The following is a 1,233-nucleotide window of genomic DNA, read 5'->3' as shown; positions in this document are numbered from 1 at the left end:
GTTCGGCGGCGTCCTACTCTCCCACAGGGTCCCCCCTGCAGTACCATCGGCGCTGTAAGGCTTAGCTTCCGGGTTCGGAATGTAACCGGGCGTTTCCCTCACGCTATAACCACCGAAACACTATGAAACTGTCAGCCGCGCCACGCCGTGACCGGGCGTGGGGCTGTTCGTGGTTTCAGAACCAACACAGTGGACGCGAGCAACTGAGGACAAGCCCTCGGCCTATTAGTACCGGTCACCTCCACACCTTACGGTGCTTCCAGATCCGGCCTATCAACCCAGTCGTCTACTGGGAGCCTTACCCCATCAAGTGGGTGGGAGTCCTCATCTCGAAGCAGGCTTCCCGCTTAGATGCTTTCAGCGGTTATCCCTCCCGAACGTAGCCAACCAGCCATGCCCTTGGCAGAACAACTGGCACACCAGAGGTTCGTCCGTCCCGGTCCTCTCGTACTAGGGACAGCCCTTCTCAAGACTCCTGCGCGCACAGCGGATAGGGACCGAACTGTCTCACGACGTTCTAAACCCAGCTCGCGTACCGCTTTAATGGGCGAACAGCCCAACCCTTGGGACCGACTCCAGCCCCAGGATGCGACGAGCCGACATCGAGGTGCCAAACCATCCCGTCGATATGGACTCTTGGGGAAGATCAGCCTGTTATCCCCGGGGTACCTTTTATCCGTTGAGCGACGGCGCTTCCACAAGCCACCGCCGGATCACTAGTCCCGACTTTCGTCCCTGCTCGACCCGTCGGTCTCACAGTCAAGCTCCCTTGTGCACTTACACTCAACACCTGATTGCCAACCAGGCTGAGGGAACCTTTGGGCGCCTCCGTTACCCTTTAGGAGGCAACCGCCCCAGTTAAACTACCCATCAGACACTGTCCCTGATCCGGATCACGGACCCAGGTTAGACATCCAGCACGACCAGACTGGTATTTCAACGACGACTCCCCCCGAACTGGCGTCCGGAGTTCACAGTCTCCCAGCTATCCTACACAAGCCGAACCGAACACCAATATCAAACTGTAGTAAAGGTCCCGGGGTCTTTCCGTCCTGCTGCGCGAAACGAGCATCTTTACTCGTAGTGCAATTTCACCGGGCCTATGGTTGAGACAGTCGAGAAGTCGTTACGCCATTCGTGCAGGTCGGAACTTACCCGACAAGGAATTTCGCTACCTTAGGATGGTTATAGTTACCACCGCCGTTTACTGGCGCTTAAGTTCTCAGCTTCGCC

The 1,233-nt window shown here is 57.3% G+C and carries 2 rRNA genes; both read right to left on the bottom strand.

Annotated elements, in window-relative coordinates:
• Positions 1-117, bottom strand: a 5S ribosomal RNA gene (gene rrf / locus ABT254_RS46460).
• A gap of 88 nt (positions 118-205) precedes the next feature.
• A 23S ribosomal RNA gene (locus ABT254_RS46455) occupies positions 206-1,233 on the bottom strand; the annotation flags it as partial.

It is taken from the genome of Streptomyces sp. NPDC001137 (assembly GCF_040298885.1).
Lineage (GTDB): Bacteria > Actinomycetota > Actinomycetes > Streptomycetales > Streptomycetaceae > Streptomyces.
The sequence above is the reverse complement of the archived record's forward strand: the minus strand, read 5'-3'. Positions and strand labels throughout refer to the sequence as shown.